General features: G+C 33.4%; 19 protein-coding genes and 1 pseudogene. 11 read left to right on the top strand and 9 right to left on the bottom strand.

Features of this window, described 5'->3' with window-relative positions:
* Position 1: 1 nt before the first annotated feature.
* The 5 genes from J5U23_RS08770 to J5U23_RS08750 all read right to left on the bottom strand — a co-directional run bounded on the left by J5U23_RS08770 (position 2) and on the right by J5U23_RS08750 (position 6,058).
* Positions 2 to 997 carry an amidohydrolase family protein gene (locus J5U23_RS08770; protein WP_218265915.1) on the bottom strand — a complete coding sequence of 332 codons (996 nt, stop codon included), beginning with the start codon at positions 995 to 997 and terminating at the stop codon, positions 2 to 4.
* Positions 998 to 1,172: 175 nt separating this feature from the next.
* Positions 1,173 to 2,468: an MFS transporter gene (locus J5U23_RS08765; RefSeq protein ID WP_218265914.1), complete on the bottom strand. Its 1,296-nt coding sequence runs from the start codon at positions 2,466 to 2,468 to the stop codon at positions 1,173 to 1,175.
* 84 nt (positions 2,469 to 2,552) lie between these two features.
* Positions 2,553 to 2,873, bottom strand: coding sequence for a Rieske (2Fe-2S) protein (locus J5U23_RS08760; RefSeq protein ID WP_218265913.1), 321 nt, complete (start codon positions 2,871 to 2,873; stop codon positions 2,553 to 2,555).
* A 41-nt stretch (positions 2,874 to 2,914) separates the two neighbouring features.
* The gene (locus tag J5U23_RS08755) at positions 2,915 to 4,135 is read right to left on the bottom strand and encodes an amidohydrolase family protein (RefSeq protein ID WP_218265912.1); all 1,221 of its coding nucleotides are present in this window, start codon (positions 4,133 to 4,135) and stop codon (positions 2,915 to 2,917) included.
* Positions 4,136 to 4,318: 183 nt separating this feature from the next.
* Positions 4,319 to 6,058 carry a thiamine pyrophosphate-binding protein gene (locus J5U23_RS08750; RefSeq protein ID WP_218265911.1) on the bottom strand — a complete coding sequence of 580 codons (1,740 nt, stop codon included), beginning with the start codon at positions 6,056 to 6,058 and terminating at the stop codon, positions 4,319 to 4,321.
* Positions 6,059 to 6,429: 371 nt separating this feature from the next.
* Here J5U23_RS08750 and J5U23_RS08745 point away from each other — a divergent pair, with 371 nt between their 5' ends.
* Positions 6,430 to 7,536, top strand: coding sequence for a cupin domain-containing protein (locus J5U23_RS08745; RefSeq protein ID WP_218265910.1), 1,107 nt, complete (start codon positions 6,430 to 6,432; stop codon positions 7,534 to 7,536).
* Between the two features lie 91 nt (positions 7,537 to 7,627).
* On the opposite strand, the gene J5U23_RS08740 is transcribed toward J5U23_RS08745, so the two are convergent.
* A complete protein-coding gene (locus J5U23_RS08740; RefSeq protein WP_218265909.1) occupies positions 7,628 to 8,143 on the bottom strand; it encodes an aromatic-ring-hydroxylating dioxygenase subunit beta in 516 nt (171 codons plus the stop codon).
* A gap of 344 nt (positions 8,144 to 8,487) precedes the next feature.
* Here J5U23_RS08740 and J5U23_RS08735 point away from each other — a divergent pair, with 344 nt between their 5' ends.
* Both J5U23_RS08735 and J5U23_RS08730 read left to right on the top strand, forming a co-directional pair.
* Positions 8,488 to 9,456 (top strand): iron-containing alcohol dehydrogenase, encoded by a 969-nt coding sequence (locus J5U23_RS08735; RefSeq protein ID WP_218265908.1) that lies wholly within the window; start codon positions 8,488 to 8,490, stop codon positions 9,454 to 9,456.
* A gap of 643 nt (positions 9,457 to 10,099) precedes the next feature.
* Positions 10,100 to 11,380, top strand: coding sequence for an aromatic ring-hydroxylating oxygenase subunit alpha (locus J5U23_RS08730; protein ID WP_218265907.1), 1,281 nt, complete (start codon positions 10,100 to 10,102; stop codon positions 11,378 to 11,380).
* A 27-nt stretch (positions 11,381 to 11,407) separates the two neighbouring features.
* On the opposite strand, the gene J5U23_RS08725 is transcribed toward J5U23_RS08730, so the two are convergent.
* Positions 11,408 to 12,313 (bottom strand): fumarylacetoacetate hydrolase family protein, encoded by a 906-nt coding sequence (locus tag J5U23_RS08725; RefSeq protein WP_218265906.1) that lies wholly within the window; start codon positions 12,311 to 12,313, stop codon positions 11,408 to 11,410.
* A 424-nt stretch (positions 12,314 to 12,737) separates the two neighbouring features.
* On the opposite strand from J5U23_RS08725, the pseudogene J5U23_RS15840 reads away from it, so the two are divergent.
* From J5U23_RS15840 to J5U23_RS08715, 3 genes and pseudogenes are all read left to right on the top strand, one after another.
* Positions 12,738 to 12,929, top strand: a pseudogene (locus J5U23_RS15840) (hypothetical protein); the annotation flags it as partial.
* A gap of 358 nt (positions 12,930 to 13,287) precedes the next feature.
* Complete coding sequence (locus J5U23_RS08720; RefSeq protein WP_218265905.1) at positions 13,288 to 14,070, top strand: acetoacetate decarboxylase family protein; 783 nt, start codon at positions 13,288 to 13,290, stop codon at positions 14,068 to 14,070.
* 229 nt (positions 14,071 to 14,299) lie between these two features.
* Entirely contained in the window at positions 14,300 to 16,054 is a 1,755-nt protein-coding gene (locus J5U23_RS08715) for a CocE/NonD family hydrolase (RefSeq protein WP_218265904.1), read from the top strand.
* Positions 16,055 to 16,299: 245 nt separating this feature from the next.
* Here J5U23_RS08715 and J5U23_RS08710 read toward each other — a convergent pair whose 3' ends face one another.
* Positions 16,300 to 17,511 (bottom strand): amidohydrolase family protein, encoded by a 1,212-nt coding sequence (locus J5U23_RS08710; protein ID WP_218265903.1) that lies wholly within the window; start codon positions 17,509 to 17,511, stop codon positions 16,300 to 16,302.
* A 143-nt stretch (positions 17,512 to 17,654) separates the two neighbouring features.
* Between J5U23_RS08710 and J5U23_RS08705 the strand changes: the two genes are divergently transcribed.
* The 4 genes from J5U23_RS08705 to J5U23_RS08690 all read left to right on the top strand — a co-directional run bounded on the left by J5U23_RS08705 (position 17,655) and on the right by J5U23_RS08690 (position 20,656).
* On the top strand, positions 17,655 to 18,665 hold the full coding sequence (locus J5U23_RS08705; RefSeq protein ID WP_218265902.1) for a substrate-binding domain-containing protein: 1,011 nt from the start codon (positions 17,655 to 17,657) through the stop codon (positions 18,663 to 18,665).
* 18 nt (positions 18,666 to 18,683) lie between these two features.
* Positions 18,684 to 19,178 (top strand): aromatic-ring-hydroxylating dioxygenase subunit beta, encoded by a 495-nt coding sequence (locus J5U23_RS08700; RefSeq protein WP_218265901.1) that lies wholly within the window; start codon positions 18,684 to 18,686, stop codon positions 19,176 to 19,178.
* A 141-nt stretch (positions 19,179 to 19,319) separates the two neighbouring features.
* Positions 19,320 to 19,529, top strand: a complete 210-nt coding sequence (locus J5U23_RS08695) for a hypothetical protein (protein WP_218265900.1) — start codon at positions 19,320 to 19,322, stop codon at positions 19,527 to 19,529.
* Positions 19,530 to 19,546: 17 nt separating this feature from the next.
* Complete coding sequence (locus tag J5U23_RS08690; protein ID WP_218265899.1) at positions 19,547 to 20,656, top strand: mandelate racemase/muconate lactonizing enzyme family protein; 1,110 nt, start codon at positions 19,547 to 19,549, stop codon at positions 20,654 to 20,656.
* A gap of 15 nt (positions 20,657 to 20,671) precedes the next feature.
* Here the strand turns inward: J5U23_RS08690 and J5U23_RS08685 are convergent, their stop codons facing one another.
* Entirely contained in the window at positions 20,672 to 21,970 is a 1,299-nt protein-coding gene (locus J5U23_RS08685) for an aromatic ring-hydroxylating oxygenase subunit alpha (RefSeq protein WP_218265898.1), read from the bottom strand.
* A 518-nt stretch (positions 21,971 to 22,488) separates the two neighbouring features.
* Between J5U23_RS08685 and J5U23_RS08680 the strand changes: the two genes are divergently transcribed.
* Positions 22,489 to 23,511, top strand: a complete 1,023-nt coding sequence (locus J5U23_RS08680; protein ID WP_218265897.1) for an alcohol dehydrogenase catalytic domain-containing protein — start codon at positions 22,489 to 22,491, stop codon at positions 23,509 to 23,511.
* The last annotated feature ends 92 nt before the right edge of the window (positions 23,512 to 23,603 follow it).

Genomic DNA, 23,603 nt, shown 5'->3' with positions numbered 1-23,603 from the left:
TTTATAATTTTAATTTATATAATTTTTTTGCATTTTTCATATATATTAGTTCAAGCTCATCTTCTGTAAGATCTAGGGACTCTAGTAATTTTTTCATACCTACTGGATCAGATATTTTAAAGGGATAATCGGTACCGAACATTACATGTTCCTTTCCCGCAAATCTTATTAGATGTTCTAATGCTTCTTTGCTGAAGACTATTGAATCATAATATATTTCCTTTAAATACTCACTAGGCTTCTTTTTTATTTTTTCCTTTATCTCTGGATAAATTTCATATCCCCTATCTAATCTTCCAAATTGATATGTTATATATCCTCCTCCATGTGCAGCAACAATTTTAAGTTTATATTTATCTAGAATACCACTTAGAATTATACGTGATAGCACATGTGTGGTTTCAAATAAGTAGTTTACTAATTCCCCGGTTCTATAATCTTCACTTATTATCTTATCTAAAGCCATGCTCCCTGGATGAAGAAATATTGGTACATCCAGTTTCGATATGACTTCCAATAATGGCTCGAATTTAGGTAAATCTATTGTGCCATCTCCTATACCAGTCCCTATTATAAATCCGTTCAAACCTAAATCTTTGACAGCCCTTTCCGCTTCTTCAATAGTATAGTTTATGTCACTATTTAAAGGAAGGGTACCTAAGCCTCCAAAAGTAGATGGATATTTATTAATGATCTCTGCAATCTCATCATTTATACTTCTTGCCGTTTTTATCTCCTCTTGCTCTGGTAAAAAATAAGTCCAAGGTCTTGAGATACTAAGTATTTGATATGTAATAAAACCAAATTTTTCAATCTCCTTCAATCTTTTATCCATATCAATTATGGCACTACCAATTAATGCCGTTCTTTTCCCTTTACCTATTTTCACTGTATCTTCTGAAAGTCTACTTAACATTCCGTATTTTTCTAGAATATTTACATAACTTTTAGTATATATGTGTGAATGAACATCTACTATAACTGAATCTTTGGTCATTAATTTTATCTTTATATAAGCGTATAATAAAGCTTTGTTTGCAAGAAAATTATTAAGCGTTTGAGACTATTAGATAGTGCGCGAAAATCAGTGAAGTAGTGAAAAATTTGTTTAGACAATAGATGTTTATGTTTTATAAGGAAAAAAGATTAACGTAAATTTACACAGCCATTCCTTATTCCTTGACCTCAGTTTCTTTCAGTAACAAGTTAGTAACTAAGGAAATTACACAAACAGATACCGCTAAAATCTCGATTAAAGGCCAAGCCTTTACTAGCCCATGAGAAACTAAAATTGCAGTAGGTAATAGAAGAGATGAATAAATACCAGCTATAACTCCACCTAACTGGAACGAAAAACCGGAAGCGGTATATCTGTATCTCGTAGGGTATAATCCTGTTAATAGTGCTGCGACAGTACCGAAACCTAAACCGATGCTGAAACCTAGAAATGAGTATGCAATCATAAACCATACTATATCTCCAAGATTTAATAGCGGAAAGAATGTAACTGAAGCTATTATAGATAATATGTTAGATATTAGTAGGATAAGTTTTCTTTGACCTATTCTATCACTAAGAATACCCCCTAAGATAATAGCTAAGGCTTGTATTAAATTACCTACTAAAATTGCAGAGTAAGCTATAAATACGCTAGCCTTAAGTTGTAACATATAACTTAATCCTGTTGGATACATTTCTATTGCGACTAATGTAACTATAAAGGGCCAACATAGTCCACTTAGAACTATCTTCTTCCAGTCGATTTTAAAAGCTAATGATATTGGTGCTTTTGCTACTTGGCCTTCTCTAAGTATTTTTTGGAACTGAGGGCTTTCAAATATGTAATACCTAATTATTGCTCCTATAACTAATGCTACTGCTCCAACTCCTATGAGTATTCTCCAACCATAATTGATAAAACCTATAGGTGGCAATATTTGGCGAAGTATTAGAGTGCCTATTATTGAAGCTACTATCCCAAAAGCAGTGGTTGCTTGAATCCAACTAGTCCAGTAGCCCACCTTACCCGATTTCATCGAGAACTCGGTTATTACTGAAGCCGCACCACCCCATTCTCCACCTAAACCTATTCCTTCGATTAATCTAAAGATTAAGAGAAGGATAGGAGCTAAAAAGCCTATTTCAGCATATGTAGGAGTTAAAGCAAGTCCTACCATACCCAATGATGTGATACCTAAAGTCCAGATTAGCATAGGCTTTCTACCTAGTTTATCACCATAATGACCGAACAATATGGAGCCTATAGGTCTACTGAAAAATGCACTAGAGTATGTAGCTATTGAGGCTGCAACACCTACACTAGACGCTACTGATTTAGGATAGAAGAGTGATGGCCATACTGTAGCAGCAACTGACGCTATTATGAAGAAATCGTACCATTCTACTACAGTTCCAAATGCCGATAATGCAGTTACTCTAGTCAGTTCTCTACTTAGCTCCTTTGCCATAAATATCTGATAATTTTCAAGTTAATAAGCTTTAAGAAAGATCGTATCTGTGAACATTTAAAAAATTACCTATGATTGTAAAGATTAAGGTATTATTACACTGATCGTATTATCCTCGATTACAAATTCATATTTTGTTAAAGGCTTCCTGGCTAAGCCGTTTACTGGTTTTCCGGTTTCAATATCAAACTCCGATTCATGACATGTACAAACTATTTTATTATCCTTTAGTATTCCCATTCTAGCTAAATTGCAGTTTCTATGAGTACATAATGCGTCATAAACATAAATTTTGTTCTTAACTTTTATTACAATTAAACTCCTATTTTCTATTCTAAATCCTTTAATATCGCCCTCATTTACATCACTGATATTACATAGCTTGACCTTTTTTACTGGAGCCATACAAGATGTTATAATTACAATTTAGCTTAAAAAATTATCCCTTACCTTAAATTAAATAATTCTACTGCATTTTCCCCTAGAACCTTTCTTATTTGGTTTAACGCTAAATTTGCTGGCTTTGCTACATTTTCTATAAATACCGATATTTCATCAGGAAAGTATTCTATATCTGATACATGAGGATAATCGGTTCCAAATAGCAAGTTATTCTCCATTCCTAACTTTTCAACCAGATATCTCACTAGCTCTGGAGGCTCATCTGACTCTAAACTGACGTATATATTACCTTGCTGAAGATATTCTGAGGCCAACTTCTTTAAATTAGGATAAGGATCTATTCCAAACCTATCTTTAAAATACTTTCTCAATGCACCATGCTCTATAGTCTCATCAAGCCACCATATCCAATAAGGTAACCAACTACCTCCAGATTCTGCAAAGCATACCTTCAACTTAGATAATCTCTCAAAAATACCTTCTCCAACTAACCCGGTTAAAGTTGCCATATTAGAGAACGGAAATGCAATACTTCTAACGTAGTACCAATTATAGAATTGAAATGCAAATGGGGATTCGTTAGTAGCTCCAGTAGGGTGAATTATCAGTATCATATCTAATTGCGCAACTTTCTCAAAGAATTTGAAAAACTCCTCTTCCCATATTGGCTTAGACGCAATATAAGTTCCGTTTGATACATAAGGAGGGACAACTACGCTCTTAAATCCTAACTCTTTTGCTCTCTCAAGCTCCTTAATTGCCAAATCGACATCTTGTAATGGAACGATTGCGCTAGCCAATATTCTTCTATCTTCAATTTCTCTTAATTTATCACTAACATAATTATTGTAAGCCTTAGCTAATGCGTTTGCGTAATTTCTATCCTTAATGTTAGGGATTGAAAGGCAATTGGTACAAGCTACTATTTGGATATCAATACCCATTTGATCCATATCTCTTAATCTTCCTTCGATATCGTCAAGGGAAAACCCCTTAGCCTTTAATTTAGGGTTGTTAGCACCCCAATATGGATTTCTGGCGTGATCTATATTCCCTAATATCATACCTCCTCCAAAACCAAAGGGCCTTGGAACTAGTTTTCCATCAACCACTAAATACCTGGTATTAGTAACTACATCCTTAACTATCATCGGTATTCTGTAAGGTTTTTCTAGATAATCTTGATACTCTTCAGGACTTTCCATTAAATGTGCCTCAGCATCTACTATTATGGTATCTTTTAACTCATCAGGTTTACTTAACATAACTTTTCTTTCTTGCCTATATATTTAAACTTTACTCCTTAATTAAATTAAATCTCTCTTCTTCCTAATTACCCATTTATACCGTATAAGTACGATAATCAATTCATATATTTTCTTCACATGATAATTAATAGAATGGTATAACGCCTTTCTGAAGATACGTTAATTTAAGAAAGGCCTAAATCACGGTGTTGAAGTAATTATATCCAATAATACTGGAATTTTCTTTTCCTTTATCGTGTTTATAGCTTCTTTAAAAACTTCTAGAAGATTTCCACTATCTTCTATTGGTCCAATTCCAGCTAAGCCAAAGCTTCTGGCTAGTGTGGCAAAATCTATTATAGGATCTTTAATTTCACCCCCGACTCTAAATGCCTTTTCACTATCTCTATTCCTCGTTTTGGCAATTAGGGCATTGTGGTCAGCATCATTATAATATGCTCTATTGTTATACATGACTACAAGTAATGGTAATCTAGCATGTGAAGCTACCCATAAGGCTGATGGAGTGTACAATAGATCTCCATCAGGTTGAAGATCAATTACTATTTTTTCCTTATCCTTTAACGCTAAGGATGCTCCTATAGCTACTGGCAATCCATATCCTAATCCTGCACCTCTGGACCAGCCTATATAACATCCTGGTTTTTTCCAATCCCAAATTTTTCTATTCCAAATTACGGCACTTCCGTGACTTACACTGGTGAGAACCCAATCGACTCCAGTTTCTTTTACCGCATTCCATAATTCCAAGTTAAGTTTAGAAAGAGAGATCGGCTTCCCTGAACTGCTCTTTGCCTCATTTAACCACGATTTTCTTAATTCGTTGTGAATCTCTTTTGCTTTCTGAATTCTTTCATTAATTACATCTTTTTTAATTAACTTAGTAGATGCTACGCTAAGTAGTGCTTCCAAAGCTGTATCTGAGTCAGATTTTATACTCTGAGCTGGAATTAAATCTCCATAATCATATGACCAGGAATTTATTAGATAATTACCTATTACAAATATTTTCGCATCTTGTTTAAATAGAGGTTTCCGATCTCTGGTGAGTTTATCAGTTTTATATAAATAATAGTCTAACGAAAGCGTGTCTATGGCTAATATCACATCCGCCTCTTGTACAGCGTTTGTGAACGTAGCATCTAAAGGATGAGTATTGGGAAAATTAAAGTACTCTAATGTATCAATTACTTTAGAGCCGGTTAGCTCAGCAAAAGTTATTAGCTTACTAATATTTTCATGAAGTAGTCCAATTCTTCCGACAATTATTAATGGATTTTCTGCAGAACTTATTTCATCATATACCTTTTTAATCATTGAGATATCTGGATAAATCTTCGTAGAATTGTAGGAAGCTTTAGGAATTTCTGGTAATTTCTCTGGCTCCTTTTCTAACACATCTACATCAACGCCTATAAATACTGGGGCATTGGGGGTCTCCATTGCTATATTATAAGCTCTAATAAATGATTGAATATACGATTCCAGTGATGTTACGTAATCATCCCATTTCACATAATTTCGTATGATGTTATTAGGTAGTAAAGTAGTATGAGCCCAATCTATCCAAGGCCTTCTTCTTTTAATGTCTAATGGACCATTTGCACATATCAATATTACGGGAACTCTATCACACCAAGCATTGTAAATTGCCATTGTAGCGTGAAGTAATCCTACAGTATCATGAAGCAAAACGGCAATAGGCCTTTTAGTTACTTTAGCATAGCCATGGGCTATACCTACGGCTATCTCTTCATGAGGTACACTAAGTAATTGTGGCCTACCGTTTCCATAATTTACTAAAGATTCCCATAATGCTCTAAAAGACGAACCTATGTTGGCAACTACATATTCTATGTTAAACTCCTTAAGTATATCTACAATTAAATCTGTTGCATATTTCTTACTAGACTCTCCCATACACTATTTTATTTTGTACTTACTTTTATTTTTTATCTCCATAATTTGATAAGATTAGCGGATAAATGTCTAACCTTTAGATAGCGTCGTCACTAAGATATAAATTGTTGTGCTTTGCAGGAAATTCCCTTAATCTATTATGAATTTTAGCCCCAAAACTATGAACTTAATTTTTTCAAAAAGTTTGTAACATAATAACGACACTATGGACGCACACTACATGTGAATCCAAGATTAAAAATCTAATTAAATTGAAATTTAATTTTAAAATTATTCTTGAATAAATCAAGAATAGTCAAAAAAATGTAAACATTAACTTTAAAATGAAAACCTTTTAATTTTGATGAAAGAAGTATATTAGGGTGATTAGATTGAGCAATGAATTAGAACAGAGAAGACAAGAGTTCTTCAAGAAACTACTATCCTATAATCTAACTACCTATTTTATAACCTTTCATCCTACTGAAGCTCCAAAATTCGGTCTAGTTAAGAGACCTATTTTTACAAATGAGCCTACACCATTAGCTATACCATTTAAATGGGATTACGCAACTTTACGTAAGCTATTATATGAACTAGCGGAGTTATTAAGACCAGAAGAAGCCGAGAGAAGGCAAGTTCAACTAGTTAACCCTGGATTAAAGGAGTTACCTTATGTTGGTGTTATTGCAATTTCACCAACGATATTTGCTGCAATACAATTAGTTAAAGCAGGTGAAGTGGCCCCATCACATTATCACACGCCAAATGCATTTAGATTTATTTTAGAAGCTCCACCAAACGGTGCGTATACTATAGTTAACGGTAGAAGGATTATAATGCATAGAGGAGATGTAGTTCTAACTCCTAGCTGGTCATGGCATGATCATAGAAATGAAGGAGAAAGTGACGTTATATGGCTAGATGGTTTAGATGCTCCTCTTATATGGTATATGGGAGGAATCTTTTACAAAAACTATTCTGAAATATATAAGGTAGATAAACAGCCAATAACGCATACGGAAGATGACATATTAACCACCTATGGTAGTGGCTTGAAGCCGGAAAAGGAAGATATAGGGGTCTATAATCCGTTATTATACTATCCATATTTTAAGGCTAAAGAAGGTCTTACTAAATTAAGTGAGAAAAGTAACGTAGATGAGACTGAAGGGATTGTACTAAGATATATAAATCCACTAAATGGAGAAGATGCCTTCCCCACTATGTCACTAAAAATTAGAATGATAAAGCCTAAATCTCAGACACTTCAAATCAAAAAAACTGAACACATAGTATTTGTAGGAGTTGAGGGATATGGCACCATTGAAGTTAAGGGACAGAAGTTTAGCATGCAACCTAATGACATTGTAATAATACCGCCATGGGAAAATTATAGGATAGTAAATAGTGATGAAAAACCATTAATACTATTCTCCTATTCGGATGAACCATTATTTAGGAAAGTGGGAATATATAGGGAACAAATCTCAAAATAATTTCTTTTTTAATTTTATAGCATAGCGTTTACTTCCAATTTTTGTAATTTAAGAAACATTTTCTACCATTGAAAATAGAAGAGATTTAGCCTTAGATTATATATATCTGTCCTCCAACTACAGGCTCATTAATTAGCACAACTTTCTTAAGTTTTATTTTAAAATCTCCATTAACTCGTTTTAATCTGTATTCAATATCACCGCTTAATGTTTCTTGCATTCTCGGACCATAAAGTTCATGGGGTTGTGCTCTAAACATATTCATGATGAACTTACATAACACTTGAATATAGTCTTCTATCTGCTTATCTATTAATATGTTAGATACCAATCTAGTAGTTCTTGCATGGGGCTCATAAGTATACGCTATTCCAGTCAAAATCCTCTTAATGTAGATTTCTAATCTTTTTTTATCAAGATATAGGATATTTAAATCATCTTCTGGGTTTTCTACAATACTATTTTCAGAAATCCATCTTGGAATCCAATACATACCATCATCACTAAATAAATCTAACCATTCTTGATATCTTCTCTCATCTAATAACCTCATCTCGCGGTAAATAAAATCCTCGATTTCTTCCTTTAAAACCTTCTTGGAGCTCATATACTCATTCTTGAAAGATTAATATATAAAAATTTTTATAATGGTTGCGCTGTTGGTTAGTTAAATTTTTATCAAAGTTAACGCTAAACTTACTTTTAAATCAATTCTTGATTTTGAATTTAAGAAAATTTAACTAACTTAACATCTAAGAAAACTGAAGGATTCAACAAAGCATACAATGATTACTCTTAGTTTGATATAATTAATTATCTAGCTAGAATTTATCCATGATATTTCAGCATAAAATGATTTTGAAAGAATTTGATATCATTAAAAGAACCTCTGTTGCGAAACTTTCTCGTCATCGATAATTTTTTATAAATTCTAAACAATAAAGACTACCCATGTGGGTAGCTGAATTTAATAGTATAAAGGTATTTTATGGAAGGAATTCACTCTCGTATCTAAACCAGTTAGGTCTGAACCAAGTAACAATTGTGGTTACGAAAAGTTTATTAAATAGTCGATTATTAAAGAAGATGGAAAATTATGTGAATATAAAAAGAATAATACAAGGTCCTTCTCATCATATACCAGAAGAAGAACTTAATATTTTGATCAAAGAGCTTTCAATGGAAAGTACTGTAATAAGCTTAGGTGGTGGAAGCATCATAGACGCGGTTAAATTGGCTTTTAGCGGTTATCATATAGCAATACCCACTACATTATCTGGAGCCGAATACACCTATAATGCGTCTTTTAAAAACAAAGATGGATTTAAGGTTTCGAGGAGAGTTAAAAATCCAGATGTGATCATACTTGATCCTGAAGTGCTAGAGTACACTCCAAAAAGTCTTCTAATTACTACAGCTGTTAAAGCTCTTGATCACGCTGTTGAGGCTTATTACTCTAACAAAGCTTCTCCATTTACTGATGTGCTATCTGCCCAAGGTATAAATATGATGCTAAAGTGTCTAGAAAATAATTTAGATGATCTGGAGTTTTGCCAGATAGCATCATGGATTTCGTCATATGCTAGGAAGTTTGCAGGGATGGGTATAAGTCATTCCTTTGGTCACGTTTTTGGACCTAAATTTAATATACCGCATGGTGTAACTTCATGCATCTCACTACCTGAAGCTATAAGATTTAATAAATCGGAAAAACTATCGTCTATCTATCCCAATTTAGATAGAAGAATAGAGAATATATTGAATAATTTGGGAATTAATGAAAGATTATCTAAATACGCTAAATTCGAAGATATTGTAGAACTATTGCCAAAGTTTGTGGAGGCTGTAAACTCAGGCTCTAATCCTAAAAAGATAACTATGGAAGATGCAAAAATGTTCGTAAAAAATGTTTATTATTAGTAATTTAAGTTTTTTTATATTAATTGGGAATCTTTAGTCTTAGTGTCGTCATTGAGCTATTTAATATGTCTATATCACAATAAGGCACGCAAAACGTTATTTTGCATTTACTACTTGTAGAGATTTCCCTTGTTTAATAAATTTATATACTAATGACGACACTATGATCTTTAGTCTCTTTTAGTGATAAATGTGATATGATAGAAACTATAGCAATAACAATCCCTATTAAACTTACGTAAGGCCAAGAACCTATTATTCCATGCCCTGCTAATGTTGCTAACGGTAATATAAATGCTAATACTACTCCTACTATAAGCCCTCCTAGCTAATATGATAAACCTGCTCTCGACGCTCTTACATTTGTAGAATAGTTTTTAGAATATAATGTAATTATTGGAACCAAGACCATGAGATGAGGTTTGTTAGTTGATAATTCCTTACCATAATAAGAAGGCTAAACTTTGGAATAGCTACAGAAAAGAAAAAGGTTTAATTACCTTTAGACATAGGTGACCATAGTGTCGCTATTAGCCTATAAATTCTGGGATCAGCGTTTTATCCCACAAGACTAGAGTAATGGCGACTTAAGATTAAAGTATAGATAAAAAAGTTTATTATTATGAGAAAATTAGTAGTAAATATGGAAGATTTAAAGAATCTAGTAAGAGATGATGGAAATGATGTTTGGTTAGATTCGCGGGTATACACAGATGAGAAAATTTTTGACATGGAAATGGAAAGGATTTACCATAGGCTATGGGTATATGTTGCACACGAAAGTGAGCTAAGTAATGTAGGAGATTTTAAGGTAAGTAAAGTTGGAAAATATCTCGTGCTAATAACTAGAGGTAATGATGGAAGAATTCATGGATTTATAAATAAGTGTACACATAGGGGAAATATATTATGTAGAGTATATAAGGGAAATACAAAATTTTTCAAATGTATTTATCATGGTTGGACGTTTGATAATAGAGGGAAATTAGTAGGCATACCAGATAGAGAAGGTTTTCCCAAAGATTACGATATGTCCAATCTTAATTTAAAGGAAATAAATATAGAGACATATAAAGGGTTTGTATTTGCTAGTATAAATCCATCTAAGTCTTTGGAAGAACATTTAGGAGATGCAAAAGCGTTTATTGACTATATAACCGATATACATCCTGAGGGTATAGAGGTGAGAGGTCCAGTAAGGTATGCCTATACTGGCAACTGGAAATTAGTTTTAGAGAACACAGTAGACATTTACCACTTTCCAACATTACATGCAAGCGTATCTATGTTATCAACATATATTAATAATAGATCTCCAGCAACTACTGCAGCTGCAGCTAAGAGTAAATCTCCTTACAATACAGCTGGGTATTTAAGAGGAGGACATTTCTTCTTTATATTAGATAAAGAAAATGTGAGGACACAATTACCACTTATTACTTCCACTGAGCAACTTCAAAAAATTTTGGGTGGAAATAAAGGAAAATTTAGATGGAGATGCACACTACATGCCGCCATTATACCGAATTTAATTATCCTCGATTATGACGAATCAGTACCTACAATAAGATTAGTAAATCCAATAAGAGCCGATTTGACACATATGGAAACTTATATTTTCTTGCCGAAAAATATCTCTCCAGAAATAAGAAGAAAACTATTAAGAGCATATGAGGAGTTTAGTGGTCCAGTGGGTATGGGATCAGCAGATGATAATGAGGTCATGATTAGTATTACTCATGCAAGTAAATTCGATAATCCGTTAATCAATCTCACTAAGGGTAGATACAGGGAATCAGATCAAATTAAGGAGATAGAAGAAGGAGGTATAAAATTCGAGGGAGCCAGTAACGTACTTGATGATACATTTATTAGAGGGTTCTATAAATGGTGGCTAAGATACATGCTAGAGGATTATATATGAAAATTCAATAAAATAAAAAAGGGAAAGCTAGCTTTCTGCTTTAACTGGGTTAATAAGTTCTCCTATATTTTCTATTTTTATCTTAACAGTGTCTCCATCCTTTAGGAATTTTCCGGTAGCTAATGCTGTACCCGATGGGGTTCCAGTTGATATCACATCTCCAGCTTTCAAAGATATCCCATTTGTAATATATTCTATTATCTCTGGTATTTTAAATATCATGCTTCTAGTATTATCGTTTTGCCTAATTTCATCATTTACCCATAATGTTATGGTTAGATTATGTGGATCAGCTATTTCGTCTCTAGTTACTATCCATGGGCCTATAGGTCCAGCTCCGTCTAAACTCTTAGCGTGTAAAAAGTTAAGGCCTATTTCTTTCATCATTGCATGCTGTCTTCTATCTCTAAAACTTACATCATTAAAAATTGTATAACCAAATATATATTTGTAATAATCCTCCTTCTGTATATACTTTCCTCTTTTACCAATAATAACAGCTAATTCTGCCTCATAATCAACTTGCTTTGAAGCTTTAGGCAACTCTATCGGCCATTTATGAGCTATTAAAGTAGACGGAAGTTTTGAAAATATGTAAGGTTCTTTAGGTGTCTCTCTTTTGGCTTCCTTAGTATGGGCTTCATAGTTCAAAAATACGCATAGAATTTTTTCTGGACTCATCACTGCAGGATAATATATTACTTCATCCAAACCATACAGATTATTGGTTATATTGTTACTGATCAATTTTTTAAGTAAGTTAAGGGCTTCATCTCCACCTTTAATTAAGCTATCAGTAGAGCTAAACCAGGATGGAGGATCACTGTCATATATTTCTTTAAATGCATATGGTACATCGAGAACCTTTCCTTTATATAGTACACCAAGTCTAATATTGGCATTGGGATGTGGTGCAAAATTTAGTAGTTTCATTCCGACTTAATTTTTAACTTTAAACCTTTTAAGCATATTGTTTATAAACCGACCTCCTCAAACCATAAAGGAGCTACCTTGTGGAAGTCGTCCCCACGATAATTTCGGCCATATCTCATTTAATAGGTCATGTACTATTCTAGAGAACCACTAGAAGATGAGACGCTATTCTAACTTTGGGAGAAGATTTTAGGAAAATAGGGATTGTCATTGATCAATCATCCTTTTTGAGATAGAAATGTGATATTAAATGATAGTATCTCTAATCTGTTGGATGCTTCGAAGGTAGGTTAAGTTAAGAGGGGTGACCTCCTTAGAGAGAAGTCATCCTCAAGACAATTAGAAGCGCTAGACTATAATCTTACATACTCTTGCTGTTGACCTTGGTATCCCTTTGAACCCTATAACTTAGGTGATTGATTTCTCGTTTAGGAGCTATATTGAGCTCATTGGTATTTTATTGAAACAGTATTTGAGGCCTTATGCAGTTGATAAGGAAATGGTTGAGCTCTTCGTTTACGTTATTGCGCTGATTTACGACTCTTTAATTTATAAGCCTGTTTTGTCGAGAGTTCTCGAAGAAAAACGGGTCAGTCCACACTGTGGTGATTCCTAATCTCGTAACAACTCCTAGAGTTGTAGGGTAGTGATGAGATTGTTGAAAATTCTGCTTTTCCCTATATTTAGTTATTTTATACTAAAATATAATAAGAATCTCTTCTCATATTGAAATATATAATTGACTTTTACTCTTAACGGCATGTTTCTATCTTATTATATTTATTAAATTATTTACACCTAGGATACTCTCCTCCACTTGAGGCATAATTGTTCATAAGCTTAATTTAGGTGTATAATGAGCCGTACAGATAGCTTTAGTTTGATAATTTAATTTATATGAATATTATATTTGTGCTCAAAAATAGATAAGTTAACTTTTTAAGATTAAGGTAGCAGAGTGATACTGATATACGATGAAAATTCATCCATTTTCAAGCACTGAGAAATCAGCTGTTGTATTAGGTAAAGAAAGTTACTATGGTGGAAATTTTATAGTAGCTTATGTAAAATTAGATCGAGACCTTCTAAAAAATGTAGTTCCAAAGATATTTGAAACTGATGGAGAAGCTCTTTTTTCTTTACGTGAATTTGTAACTGTAATGGGAAACAGAACCGATTTACTATATGAAGAACCGATGCTAACACAATATAATGAAGCAGCCGTAAGTGTTAAAGTATATTTTGAAGGGGGAACATATCAATACTACCCATTTATGTGGGTAGATAAAGATTTTGCGATTATACGTGGTTGGTTAAATGGATTTCCTAAAAAGATTGCTAATATACAACTCACTAGATTTCATCCACTATTACCTCAGATCAGCGAACCTAAAGCTGGAGTAACAGTAGGTGGTTATGTAGTACGTGGAAGCAGTATTTTATATAAGATAAAGGTCACCCTAAAGGAAAAAGCAGAAAAACCACCCACATTTGGTCCAACTCTTCTTATAAGGGATTATCCAGCTGAAGGAGAAGGTGAGACTAACGTATTAGAACTCGTAAGGCTTGATTTACAAGATGTGAAAATAACTGATATATGGAAAGGAGATGTTGAAATAGAGGTAGGAAAAGGAATAAATGACGAAGTAGAAAGCTTTAGAATAAAGGAAAAGTTAGGCGGGTACTACTATAGAATTGGCTTTAGGATTCCCGGTACTAAGCCCATTAAGAAATTGTCAGAATCAGAGTTATTCTAATTTTTAATTAATTTTTATCAAATAATAATAATTATTTCAATATTTAACAATATATATGTAGCAATGTGTAATTCACGTAAAATCTATCTCATAGTGAAATATTACTTTAGAGTAAACTTATTTTATAAATTATCGTGATAGATATCTATATAGCACGAATATTGTTTCCAAATAATGACAAATTAAGATAAAAACTACGTTTTGTTTCTTCAGAAATTATATGCTAATAGTGACAGAAAAGTTTATAATTCATGTACTAATCTCATTCATAAGGCTGATTAATATGTTTACAAAGAAATGGAAAACATCAGAAAGAATATATGATGTAATAAGGGAAAGAAGCGTGAAGATCAAGGTTTCCGATGGGATATCGTTAGATTGTGATATTTTTAGACCTAATACTGAAGGTAAATTTCCTGTTATTCTTTCGGCACATCCCTATGACAAGTATGGTCAAACTGAACCTATACAAGTAGGAGGATACTCCAACGTAGAAAAGGCAATAGAGGAACGAAGAAGAGGTACATTAGAAGCTGGAGATCCCAATTTCTTTGTACGAAGAGGATATGTCCACGTCATTCTGAATGTGAGAGGAACTGGTGATTCAGAGGGCTATTATGAGTTCTTAGGGCCTAGAGAAGTTCAAGATATATATGAGGTTATAGAGAGGTTAGCTGAATTTCCTTGGTCTAATGGAAATATAGGTACTTTCGGTGTGTCATATTTTGCAATGATTGCCCTCGCTGTAGCAGCAAAAAATCCGCCTCATCTCAAATGTATTTTTGCTCCATGGGGAAGCACAGATCCGTATAGAGATATGTTTTATCAAGGTGGGATATTAGCCGGGAAGTATGTAGTAGATTTTGCTAAATTTTTACAGGAAAGTAATACTAGAGTTAATAAAGAGTTTTCCAGGGATGAATTAGAGAAGATAGACGCTCTTCTTAAAGATCCAGATATCACTGCTCTCCCTGAATTAAGGGAAGCGTTATTAAATCCAGAAAAAGATCTTAACCCGTTTATAGTAAAGATTCTAATTCACCAATTATATGATGATTTCTGGAGAGAAAGAACTGTAGATCTTGAAAAAATAAGAATTCCCTCATATTTAGGCGGAGATTGGGCCAACTATGGTTTTCATCTTCCTGCAGCTTTTAGGGCATGGGATAAAATACGTGCACCTAAGAAATTAACTATTGGTCCACCTTATTTTTTGGATAGGCCAGTTTATCAACTTCAATACGAGGCATTAAGATGGTTTGATTATTGGCTTAAGGGTATTGACACTGGAATTAATGAGGAAAAACCCATAAAAATATTTGTTATGGGCTCTAATAAATGGAGAGAATCAGAAGAGTGGCCTCTTCCAGAAACTAAATGGGTACCCTTCTATTTACATGAAAGGGGAATTTTAAGTGAGCATGAATTTTGGGATAATGAGTCCTCAGATTCTTACTTTGACTCTCCTTGGGCTAGAGGTTATGCAAAGTACGTTACGCCAAAATTCGTCGAAGAAACTGAGATAGTAGGCCCTCCAATTCTAGAATTATTTCTATCAACAACGGATAACGAAGTGTTGCTTTCCATAAGGCTATTAGAAATAGACGAAAAAGGTAACGAAAGGGTATTAACTGGAGCGTGGTTAAGAGGTTCACAGAAACAAATTGATGAAAAGCAATCTACACCATGGTCATTTTATTATAAGCATGAAAATAGAGAGCAACTTGAACCTAATAAAATATATAAATTTAAGATAGAAATTGTACCTACTGCTAATCTTTTCAGACCTGGAAACAGATTAGGACTATTAATAAGTAGCTCTGATCCTCCTAGTTCTCCTTATGAAGCCGGACCTACATCACGTCATATAAAAAGACAACGCCCGTCAAGAATTACCTTATATCATGACAAAGATCATCCATCGGCATTATGGGTTCCTATAATATCAGGTAATATAATTGGCACTTACTTATCCATGTTTTAGAATATCAGTTTTTATTTAATATTTAAATTCTACACCCTGAATGTGCTAGAGTTCCTCAGAGATTTCATCACTCTGCAACTAGGTCTAAGTAATACCGTAAAGTCAGAACTTGTTTCATGTTATCCTTGTTGCAATCTGTCCATTAAGCCTCTAATCTAAAATGGTATTGATGACATTGCAGTAACTTTCAATGTTTGCCTTCATCCAAATAATTTGGATATTATGAAATAAATATTTATTATTTTTTATATGTTATATAATATTTTTGCGTTTTCACCTAATATTTTTTCAATTTGTTTTGAAGAAAGATTTGCTGGTTTAGCTATATTTTCCATAAATAGATTTAAATATTCAGGAAAATACTGGGCTTCAGAAGCATGAGGGTAATCTGCCGCAAAGACAATGCTGTTTTCTAATTTCATTTTTTCAATAATATATTTTATGATTTCTGCAGGTTCATCAGATTCAAGGCTAACGTATATATTACCTTGCTGAAGATATTCGGAAGCTAGTTTCTTCAAATAAGGATAAGGATCTATACCAAATCTTTCCAATGAATATTTCCTCAGTCTAGGACTCTCTATTGCTTCATCTAGCCACCATATCCAATATGGCAACCATGAAGCACCAGCCTCACATAAGTGAACTTTCAAGGTTGGCAAACGTTCAAAAAAGCCTTCTCCTATTAGACCCATCAATGTTATCATCATTGCATATGGATGGCCTACTCCCCTTACATAAAGGTATTTATTAAATAGGAAAACCCAAGGCAATTCTGAACTTGTTGGAGTAATATGTACTACTATTGGCATATTAAGCTCTGATGCTTTTTTAAAAAATGGAAAGTAATCTTCATGGAAAATAGGTTTTAATGCTACGAAGTGACCATCAGAAACAAATGATGGGACTATAACTCCCTTAAATCCTAATTCTTTAGCTCTTTCCATTTCCTTTATAGCTAGATTAACATCTTGAACAGGTACTACTGCATTAGCGTAAACTCTTTTAGTGTACTTAAGTCTAGAAGCAACATAATCATTATAAGCCCTAGCCATAGCGTAGGCCCAATCTTTATCACTCATAAATGGAACTATTAGGCTTGAAGTCGGATTTACAATTTGGATATCAACCCCCATTTGATCTAAATCTGCCAATCTTCCATCAATATCGTTAAGCGAAGCGTCTTTTGCTTTCAATTTAGGACTTGTTTTGCCATAAAATTTGTTAAACGTATGATCTATTAAGCCTCTAGCTTCACCTCCACCAAACCCAAATGGTCTTGTATACATTTTTCCGTCAATGATCCAATATCTAGTTCCACTCACTTCATCTCTTACAATCATAGGCAACCTGTATTTTTTATCCAAAAATTTCTCAATATCTTCAGGATTCTCAACTATATGAGATTCCGCGTCTATAACTATAAATTCTTTGAGTTCTTCCGGCTTACTCATCATTAAGTATATTACTTTGCTAGCATTTTTAAACTTTGCTTATCTTGAAGTTTAAACCGCCCAAAGATCTCTAAAATATTAGAGCTAACTACCTTAACTATACCTTAATAGTTAAGCTTAAATCTTAAATTCCTAAAGATTCGAATATGGTGGAAAAACTCCGTTTAACTCTAGCTTGTTGGAGTTACGATAGAACCATTGCGTTATATGATGGAACCGTAAAGCCAGAAGGACTAGAACTAAATTATCTACCGTTATGGCCTCAAGAGACATTTTATAGAATGTTAAAGTATAAAGAATTTGATATTGCAGAGCTTTCCTTTGGCGCTTATATAGCGTCCTTTTTTGAAGATAAGCCCTTCGTAGCTATACCAGTTTTCCCCTCTAGGTCATTTAGACATAATAGTATCTATGTTAACGTAAATTCTGGAATAAGAGAGCCACAAGATCTAATAGGAAGGAGGGTAGGAGTTCCGGAATATAGACAAACTGCAGCCGTATGGATAAAGGGTATATTAAGCGATATGTACGGGGTTAAGCCGGAATCTGTAACATATTATTCTGGACCACTTGAAGATCCCTCAAGAAGGAGAAAGTTCTTCACAGTCCTAGCGGAAACTGATGTTTTACCCAAATATAAGGAAATTAAAGTAGTTAAAATATCTGATGGAAAGAATTTATCTGACATGCTGGTTAATGGTGAGATAGATGCATTATATAGTGCATTAGTTCCTAGCTCCTTTAAGACTTTCCCAGATAAGGTAACTAGATTATTCAAAAATTATAGAGAACTTGAAATTGAATATTATAAAAAGACTAAAATATTTCCTATAATGCATGTCATTGTAATAAGAAGAGATGTATACGAAGAGAATAGGTGGATAGCCAAGTCCATATATAAAGCCTTTGAAGAATCAAAGAACGTTGCATTTGAAAAGTTTACTATAGCTACTGGAACGTTACATTACTCACTTCCATGGCTTTTTGATCATTATGAAGAAACTGTTAAAATCATGGGTGAAGATTATTGGCCCTATGGTTTAAAGAAAAATTATTATACAATTGAAACCTTTATTAGATATATGTATGAACAAGGAATAATACCCACATTAGTAAAGCCAGAAGAATTATTCGCTAAAGAAGTTACCGATACTTAAAATCTTAAGCGTGAAAACATGATTCCCTCTGAAGAATTGGTAGAGTTAGTATACAAAGAAGCTATGCTACTAGATGAGAAGAGATATGATGAATGGTTAGAATTATTTACCGATGATTCCTTTTATTGGATTCCTGCATGGGAAGATGAGGAGAATATTGTAACTGATCCTGACATCGATGTTAGTATTCTCTATTTATCCACAAAGAGAGAAATGGAAACATACGTGAAAAGAATAACGAGTGGGAAAGCACCAGCATACAATCCTCATCCTCGTACTGTGAGAATGATTTCTAACATTATTGCAGAATTTAATGAAATGGACAATTCGTGGAAAGTAAGATATAATTGGACCTTGTATATTTATAGGAATTTATATAAAAGATTGGAGACTTATGTAGGAGTTACGGAAATGGGGATAATAAAAGATGAAAATGGAAAACTTAAGATAAAATACAAGAAAGTAAATCTCATTAATGATTTTATAGAAAACGGAATTTTACTCCTAATATAATTCTTTACTAAGATTTATCAGAGTTTAGTTTGTTAGAAGCAAAGATCACTAATGCCTCCTATACTAGTCAAAATTATATATGATCTCCATTTGAGGGTATTTTAAAGTTAAATTTTAATATGCTTATATCTTTACCAAACTATGCAAGAAAAGGTAAGTTTCTTAGAGATAAAGAATGAGTTTTCAAAAGTAAGGATCTCGATAGATTTCAGTGGAAATAGTCCTAGGTTCAAAATTGAGTGCATTACAAGTGGGATTACTAGATATATAGATCCATTGACCATGGAAATTTTAATGCAGATACCAGATAATATCCTGGAGAAATATATTTATTCGCAAAACGAAAGATAATAAATAGGTAACTTTGGATGATAAAGAAGGTTGAGTTTATAAAGGCTAATATACCTTTAGAGAAAACAGATCCATTGCAATCTTGGTACAATCAATGGAGTTCACAACTTTTCGTTAAAATAACGAATGATGAAAATATCATTGGATGGGGAGAGATATTAGCAACAACTGCAAATTCTAGAGATATTTACATAATTTTAGGTCAAAAGATCTCTAGAGCAATTTTAAATAAAGATGAAGAAGAGATATGTGAAATAAATGATTTTCTCTTTAAGATCTTAGAGACGGGAAAGGGTGCAGTATCATCTGGAGTAATTTCTGGAATAGATATTGCCTTATGGGATTTAATGGGTAAGAAATTGGGAAGACCTATATATAAGCTCTTAGGATATTCTGGAAAAGATACACCTAGATATATAGCATTATCTCGATATGGGAATATTGATTCTTTAAGAAAGGCAGTAGGAATATTCATTGAAAGAGGTTTTAAAATTATAAAAATTCATGAACATTATAATAGGGCCATTGATGCAATGAAAGAATTAAGGGATATTTATGGTTACTCCCCAAAAATTATAGTGGATTTAAGCTCATCTATACCTAGCCTTGAAAAAGCAAAAGAATTGTTTAATTCTATATCCAAATATGAGCCTATGTGGATAGAGGAACCATTAAGGCAAAGTGATAATTATAAAGCCTTAAAGAAGCTAAATGAAATAGTGCCAATAGCAGGGGGCGAAAATATTTTCACAATAAACGAGTTTAAAAGGGCAATAGAGAGCGAGGCATATACGTATTTTCAGATAGATACAACCAAAATAGGTGGGATAACTGAGGCAATTAAAAGGATCAATTTAGCTAAGTTATATAATGTAAGTCTGTCATATCATCATAGACCAGATAATGGTTGGATAGGTATCTCCGCTAACTATCATGTATCGGTAACTGCACATGATAGTTTCTTACTTGAAACGCCCCCTGACGATCCTTTTAGATATTTTAGGATAGAAGGCAAAATTGGTACAGATTATCTCCAATTCAAAGGTTTAGGCTTAGGAATACAGCCGAAGGAAGATATTCCAAAGGAAGAAGAAGATCAAGATTTTGTGGTATATCAAGAACCCTGAATATAACTATCGAAATTAAAAATCTAATTCTTCCCCAAATACTATCTTAGCCCACCACTTATAAAATCCCCTATATCCCGTATCGTCTGTTCCATGACCTATCATCTCAGCGTTAACTAATTCCAATATTTCATGATACCTAAAATCTCTATGTACACCCCTTGATAAATCATTATACTTGCCTTCTTTTTCTTTTACCTTATAACCCTCCGTAGCTAACTTTAACACCTCGAGATCATCGGGGGTTCCCATTCCTGCAGGACCATAGAATCTTAAGGAAGCTCTTAGTTCCTTCTCTTTGTACTCTTTAGGAGCATTCTTGGGCAAATAATAATACGAGTAGACTTCAGTATAGTTAACCTTAACCGGTCTTATAACTCTAATTGTTGGGCCAGGCGACGCTACATCGAAGACTATAACATTAGGAAAAATTGCTAAATGGAACGTTATTTTAGACGCCCATTTTTTCTCTATTTCGGTCAAATTTCCGTTATTATTGAGATACCAAGGAGACCCTTTCTCATCGACTTCGTAGATTTCGTATTCTCTGAACATAAGATCTACTAAATGCCCCTTACCTAAATAGAGCGATAAATCTTTAGATCGTAAATCTATTCTTCTTCCAGGATTATGTCCTACTGCTTCGAAGTAACTTTCGTGAACAAAGGGTGCATGATAATGGTCTACAGCATTTTCAAATGCTAGTTTCCAATTTATAGGTACTCCATATTTATGATAGCCTCTTAAAACCTCAATTCCACCTGGAAACTTTTGTGCTATTAATCTCAATAACTTACCTGCCTCTCCAATATAATTTTCGAATTCAGGTACATCAGAGGACAGAGATCCAAAAATGAAGCCATAATAATTAACTAACTGAGGAATTTTAAGTAATCCTAATTTCTCCATATTAAACTGCTCTGGATATCCATCCCTATCAGGTACTCCTAATAATCTTCCATCATTGGAATAGGTCCATCCATGATATGGGCATCTGAAGAATTTTGAATTCCCTTTCTCTTGTCTGCACACAAGCGCACCTCTATGTCTACATCTATTAATTAGTCCTAGTATTTTTCCTCCCTCTGTTTTAACTAATATTATGGGGATTTCACCTATGTAGGTAGTAAGATAATCATTAGGAACTTTTAGTTGCGACTCATGACATAAGTAAACCCAACTTTTATAAAATATCTTGTCCATCTCGAGATTAAATAAGTAAGGGTCCGTATAAACCTCTGAACTAAGCTTAAAGAAAGCTTCTTGTTTATCAGCCTTAATATAATCTTTGATAGATTTTTTACTATCATTCATCTTATTATCATATGTTTAATGTGTTATTAAAAAATTAACTACTTGCAAGCAGAGTGTGTTAATAGTGTCGTCACTAAGATATAAATTGTTGTGCTTGTAGGAAATTCCCTTAATCTATTATGAATTTTAGCCCCAAAACTATGAACTTAATTTTTTCAAAAAGTTTGTAACATAATAACGACACTCTTTACATCTGCTAGCTAGATAAAGGCATTAAAAAAGGAATTGGAAACATTATGGATTTCTCTAATCTAAATGTACAAGTATAATCCTAATTTTATATATACAATTACAAGAATAATGAATAGAAGGAGTTAAAAAGTAGCGTTTTTAATATTAGTCTTCTTCATAATAATTGCGATAAAGGAGCATTTCCTAATAGCTTTATTAAAGAACCTTTCATAAAACCCTCGGGTTGCAGTTATTATGAAAAGGTATATCAAGCATAATCTTCTTTAAATCTGGAAATAGATAACATTATATCTAATGAAGAAATATTTGATTATAGGTGAGTATTGATGAAGGCTCTAGTAATTGAAGCACCAAATATGGTGGAAATAACAGATGTAGAGGAGCCAAAAATAGGCCCGCATGATGTTCTAATTAAGGTAAAAATGGTAGGAATACATCCTCAAGATTATTATATGACTAAAGACCTTATTGTTCAAGGGCATAAAATATCTCCTATTCCACATATTCCGGGAGAGGAAGTTGCAGGGATAGTAGAGAAAGTAGGAGATCAGGTTAAGAATCTAAAAAAGGAAGACAAAGTAATAATATATCATAGAATCCATGACGGTACTTGTGATATGTGTATCTTAGGGAATGAGCAATTATGTAGAAACGGTGGGAGATTTGGCATAAATGCCAATGGTGGGCTTGCGGAATACATTGCTGTCCCAGAAAGAAATGTAATAAAAATTCCTGAAGAAATAAGCTGGGAAGTAGCGGCAAGTTTACCAGCCTCTGCTTTGACACCATATCATGCATTAAATAAGGCTGGATTAAGAGCTGGTGAGTATCTAGTAGTATTTGGGGCTTCTGGGAACACGGGAATATTTGCTGTACAATTAGGGAAAATTTTCGGTGGTATCGTTATAGCGGTTTCGAGAAAGAATAGATCATGGTTAAAGGAGTTTGGTGCAGACTATTTAGTTAATCTTGATACAGTAGAAGAGGAAGTCAAGGAAATATCTAAAGGAAGAATGGCTGATGTTGTAATAGATTCTGTAGGTGTTGCCACATGGAATAAGAGTCTTAGAGTAGTAGGTACATTAGGGAGATGGGCAACATTTGGCGCGCTAACAGGTGGTGAATTTAATGAAGAATTTGTGAAAATATCCCCCATATATCTTTATAGGTTCGAGAGAGCGTTAATTGGTGTTCGCGGAGGTAAAAAGTCTGAACTTTATACTCTTATCAATTTAGCTAGTAAATTAAAGGTTAGAATTTGGAGAAAATTTAAATTAGAAGAAGCTTTAAGAGCGCTTGAAGCTATAGTATCTCCAGAAAGAGATGGTAGAGTTTTCGTTGAAGTGTAATGAACAATTTCCTTTTTCCCTTACTTCTTACCATATTACTATTTGAGTTCATGAATTTTATATATATTATTTGTTTCATATTTAGGAAAATT

It is taken from the genome of Saccharolobus shibatae B12, assembly GCF_019175345.1.
GTDB classification, from domain to species: domain Archaea; phylum Thermoproteota; class Thermoprotei_A; order Sulfolobales; family Sulfolobaceae; genus Saccharolobus; species Saccharolobus shibatae.
Note: the sequence above shows the minus strand (reverse complement) of the source record. Positions and strands in the feature narration are given on the sequence as shown.

Excerpts from the sequence above, each read along its gene's own strand:
- J5U23_RS08770 (WP_218265915.1), bottom strand. The coding sequence starts at position 997 with ATGACCAAAGATTCAGTTATAGTAGATGTTCATTCACACATATATACT.
- J5U23_RS08765 (WP_218265914.1), bottom strand. The coding sequence starts at position 2,468 with ATGGCAAAGGAGCTAAGTAGAGAACTGACTAGAGTAACTGCATTATCG.
- J5U23_RS08760 (WP_218265913.1), bottom strand. The coding sequence starts at position 2,873 with ATGGCTCCAGTAAAAAAGGTCAAGCTATGTAATATCAGTGATGTAAAT.
- J5U23_RS08755 (WP_218265912.1), bottom strand. The coding sequence starts at position 4,135 with ATGTTAAGTAAACCTGATGAGTTAAAAGATACCATAATAGTAGATGCT.
- J5U23_RS08750 (WP_218265911.1), bottom strand. The coding sequence starts at position 6,058 with ATGGGAGAGTCTAGTAAGAAATATGCAACAGATTTAATTGTAGATATA.
- J5U23_RS08740 (WP_218265909.1), bottom strand. The coding sequence starts at position 8,143 with ATGAGCTCCAAGAAGGTTTTAAAGGAAGAAATCGAGGATTTTATTTAC.
- J5U23_RS08735 (WP_218265908.1), top strand. The coding sequence starts at position 8,488 with ATGTGGGTAGCTGAATTTAATAGTATAAAGGTATTTTATGGAAGGAAT.
- J5U23_RS08730 (WP_218265907.1), top strand. The coding sequence starts at position 10,100 with ATGGAAGATTTAAAGAATCTAGTAAGAGATGATGGAAATGATGTTTGG.
- J5U23_RS08725 (WP_218265906.1), bottom strand. The coding sequence starts at position 12,313 with ATGAAACTACTAAATTTTGCACCACATCCCAATGCCAATATTAGACTT.
- J5U23_RS08720 (WP_218265905.1), top strand. The coding sequence starts at position 13,288 with ATGAAAATTCATCCATTTTCAAGCACTGAGAAATCAGCTGTTGTATTA.
- J5U23_RS08710 (WP_218265903.1), bottom strand. The coding sequence starts at position 17,511 with ATGATGAGTAAGCCGGAAGAACTCAAAGAATTTATAGTTATAGACGCG.
- J5U23_RS08705 (WP_218265902.1), top strand. The coding sequence starts at position 17,655 with ATGGTGGAAAAACTCCGTTTAACTCTAGCTTGTTGGAGTTACGATAGA.
- J5U23_RS08700 (WP_218265901.1), top strand. The coding sequence starts at position 18,684 with ATGATTCCCTCTGAAGAATTGGTAGAGTTAGTATACAAAGAAGCTATG.
- J5U23_RS08695 (WP_218265900.1), top strand. The coding sequence starts at position 19,320 with ATGCAAGAAAAGGTAAGTTTCTTAGAGATAAAGAATGAGTTTTCAAAA.
- J5U23_RS08690 (WP_218265899.1), top strand. The coding sequence starts at position 19,547 with ATGATAAAGAAGGTTGAGTTTATAAAGGCTAATATACCTTTAGAGAAA.
- J5U23_RS08685 (WP_218265898.1), bottom strand. The coding sequence starts at position 21,970 with ATGAATGATAGTAAAAAATCTATCAAAGATTATATTAAGGCTGATAAA.
- J5U23_RS08680 (WP_218265897.1), top strand. The coding sequence starts at position 22,489 with ATGAAGGCTCTAGTAATTGAAGCACCAAATATGGTGGAAATAACAGAT.